This window comes from Pseudomonadota bacterium (assembly GCA_034189865.1).
Classification (GTDB): Bacteria; Pseudomonadota; Gammaproteobacteria; order UBA5335; family UBA5335; genus JAXHTV01.
In genome coordinates this window covers 1-2,533 of record JAXHTV010000064.1, presented here as the reverse complement: position 1 = coordinate 2,533, position 2,533 = coordinate 1, and the positions used below count along the sequence as shown (strand labels likewise).

4 protein-coding genes are annotated in these 2,533 nt (G+C 59.5%); all 4 read right to left on the bottom strand.

Features of this window, described 5'->3' with window-relative positions; translation table 11 throughout:
* A partial coding sequence (locus tag SVU69_13700; protein MDY6944051.1) for a 50S ribosomal protein L11 methyltransferase occupies nt 1-314 on the bottom strand: 314 nt, incomplete at its 3' end.
* A gap of 79 nt (nt 315-393) precedes the next feature.
* Nucleotides 394-1,734: an acetyl-CoA carboxylase biotin carboxylase subunit gene (gene accC / locus SVU69_13695; GenBank protein ID MDY6944050.1), complete on the bottom strand. Its 1,341-nt coding sequence runs from the start codon at nt 1,732-1,734 to the stop codon at nt 394-396.
* Between the two features lie 30 nt (nt 1,735-1,764).
* Nucleotides 1,765-2,244 (bottom strand): acetyl-CoA carboxylase biotin carboxyl carrier protein, encoded by a 480-nt coding sequence (accB, locus tag SVU69_13690; protein MDY6944049.1) that lies wholly within the window; start codon nt 2,242-2,244, stop codon nt 1,765-1,767.
* 39 nt (nt 2,245-2,283) lie between these two features.
* Nucleotides 2,284-2,533: type II 3-dehydroquinate dehydratase (locus tag SVU69_13685; GenBank protein MDY6944048.1), on the bottom strand; the 250-nt coding region annotated here is incomplete at its 5' end.

The following is a 2,533-nucleotide window of genomic DNA, read 5'->3' as shown; positions in this document are numbered from 1 at the left end:
GGTTGGTAGGCATCCATCCAGGCCCGTTCCCAAACCTGGTCGTCCAGCGTCTCGAATCGATGGCTGGGGAGTTTCGCCACGCCCAGTTGCGCGCACAGGCGCAAGAGGGTTTCGATTTCGTCTGCCTCGTAGGGAAACAAGGCCGTCAGACGGACTTGTGACCAAAACGGAGTCGTGCCCAGGTCGGGTTCGTAGATGGGCTCGTCGCCGGCATCGATGGCAGTCACCGACAAGGCACCGATCACCTCCAGCGCGGCCTCAAGCTCTTCTGGAGGCAAAGCCTCAGTTTCGATGGTTAACTGCCGCCAAGGCATATCCGCTCGGTACCGCTATGGTTTTGGGCGGAGCCCCGAGCGCTTTCATTGCCCAGGGCTCCGACATCCGGGAAGACTCTCAGAGTTCCAGCTTCTTTTCGAGATAGTGAATATTGACGCCGCCCGACTGAAAGGCGGAATCACGCAATAAGTTCCGGTGGAGGTCCACGTTCGTCTGGATGCCATCGACCACGAGTTCGTCGAGGGCCGTGGCCATTCTCGCCAGCGCCCGGTCACGGGTACGCCCGTGCGCGATTAACTTGCCAATCAGCGAATCGTAGTAAGGCGGTACGTCGTAACCGCTATACAGGTGAGAGTCCATTCGGATGCCCGGTCCCCCAGGCGCGTGATAGTGCTTGATCGGGCCGGGTGACGGCACGAACGTGCGGGCATGTTCCGCATTGATGCGGCATTCGATGGCGTGGCCCTCCGGTACGATGTCGGCCTGCGTGAAGGCCAACGGTTCGCCTGCGGCGATCAGTATCTGCTGCACCACAATATCCACGCCGGTGATCATTTCCGTGACCGGGTGTTCGACCTGGACACGGGTGTTCATCTCAATGAAATAGAATTCACCGTTCTCATAGAGAAACTCGAATGTTCCGGCGCCACGATAGCCGATGCGCTGACAGGCTTCGACGCAGGTTTTTCCGATGCGGGCACGTTCTTCCGGGGTAATGCCGGGCGCGGGCGCTTCCTCGATCACTTTTTGATGTCGGCGTTGGAGCGAGCAGTCTCGCTCACCGAGATGGATCGCGTTGCCGTGTTGATCGGCCAGCACTTGAATCTCGATGTGCCGGGGACGTTCCAGATACTTCTCCATGTAGACCGTGCTGTCACCAAAGGCGGCTTGCGCTTCGCTTTGCGTGAGCGCAATCGCATTCGCCAAGTGGGGTTCGGAGTGGACCACCCGCATACCCCGTCCGCCGCCGCCGGCAGCGGCTTTGATCAGTACCGGATAGCCAATTTTCCGAGCGGTTTCCGCATTTTTCTTGGTGTCGTCGCCCAGCGGTCCGCCGGAACCGGGTACGCAGGGGACGCCGGCATCTCGCATGGCCCGAATGGCCGAGACCTTATCGCCCATCAGGCGGATGGTCTCGGGGCGAGGGCCGATGAACACAAATCCGCTCTGCTCCACCCGTTCGGCGAAATCGGCGTTCTCAGACAAGAAGCCATAACCGGGGTGAATGGCCTCGGCGTCGGTGACTTCGGCGGCGCTGATTAGCGCGGGCATGTTGAGATAGCTCTCGGCGGAGGCCGGTGGGCCGATACATACCGCTTCGTCAGCCATCAGGACGTGTTGAAGGTTACGGTCCGCGGTGGAGTGTGCGGCCACTGTTTTGATGCCGAGTTCTCGGCAGGCCCGCAGGATGCGGAGGGCGATCTCGCCGCGATTGGCGATGACGATCTTGTCGAACATAAGTCTGTTTGCCCAATCGGTTGGCTGGCGTTATTGGATGATGAACAGCGATTGGCCGAATTCTACCGGTTCGCCGTTGTTAGCCAAAATGGCGGCAACGGTGCCGCTGACATCGCTCTCGATTGGGTTCATCATTTTCATCGCTTCGATGATGCACAGTACCTCGCCCGCTTTGACTTGTTGTCCCACCTCGACAAAGGGCTTGGCATTGGGCGAAGATGCCCGATAAAACGTGCCGACCATCGGCGAGGCGACTGCAGTGCCTTCCGGTACGCCAGGTTCGCCTGGCGGTGGCTCCGTTTGTTGTGCGCCCGTGGCCGGAGCATCGACCGCGCTCGGTGCAGCGGACGCCGCCGCATGCGGTAATGCTGGAGCAGCTGGGGGTAGCTGGACGGGCCGATTGCTGTGCCTGCTCAAGCGGATGCTTTCCTCGCCTTCTTTGATTTCCAGTTCATCGAGGCCGGATTCCTCCAGTAGCTCGATCAATTTTTTGACTTTGCGGATATCCATTCGCTGTTGTCTTCCTGTTCGGTGTTCAAAGTGACGTTTTTAGGACCGCGCGGGTGGTTCCGTTGGTTTGGCTAGATAGTGCAAAGCGGCGTCCAAGGCGAGATCGTAGCCGTGGGCGCCCAGTCCGGATATAACGCCGGCGGCGATATCCGAAAAATAGGATTGTCGGCGAAAGGGTTCGCGGGCGTAAATATTGGAGAGATGAATCTCGATGAACGGCGCAGCCACCGCGAGCAAGGCGTCCCGGATGGCGACGCTGGTATGGGTAAACGCAGCGGGATTGATCAGT